Annotated in this window: 1 protein-coding gene; it reads right to left on the bottom strand. The window is 55.8% G+C overall.

Going from position 1 to position 441, the window contains the following annotated elements:
* Positions 1 to 71: 71 nt before the first annotated feature.
* A partial coding sequence (locus ACDX78_RS23265) for an HIT family protein (RefSeq protein WP_486031230.1) occupies positions 72 to 441 on the bottom strand: 370 nt, incomplete at its 5' end.

Raw genomic sequence — 441 nt, 5'->3', positions numbered from 1 at the left:
CCAATGAGTACCGCAAGATCCACGCCCCGCAAAAGAATGCCCAATGACTGCTGCATGAGCCCTCCAAAAGGTTAGCTAAATGACCTGATATGCGCAGCGAGTTCAGCCAGCCCCTGATCATCAGCCCGTACCGAATCGTGAGACGATATATACCCCTCATACGTCTCAAAGTACTTATCCACCTTCGAGCTGCGAGGTTTGAACGCACTGTCCTGCCCCGTTCCGTGCATGGGAAACAGCTTCGCATGCAGATGATCCACGCCATACCCTGCCAGAATCATCCCCGTGCGCGCCACATCGGGAAACGCCCGGTCAATCTGCAACGCAGTCTTTTTGGCCGCCACAGCCAGATCAGCCAGCACCGAATCCGACTGCGCGAACGCATAACTGCCGTAGTGCTGCTTGGGGATCACCACACTGAAACCTGGCGTGTTTGGGAAG

It is taken from the genome of Virgibacillus oceani (assembly GCF_041521345.1).
GTDB classification, from domain to species: domain Bacteria; phylum Bacillota; class Bacilli; order Bacillales; family Amphibacillaceae; genus Virgibacillus_N; species Virgibacillus_N oceani_A.
The sequence above is the reverse complement of the archived record's forward strand: the minus strand, read 5'-3'. Positions and strand labels throughout refer to the sequence as shown.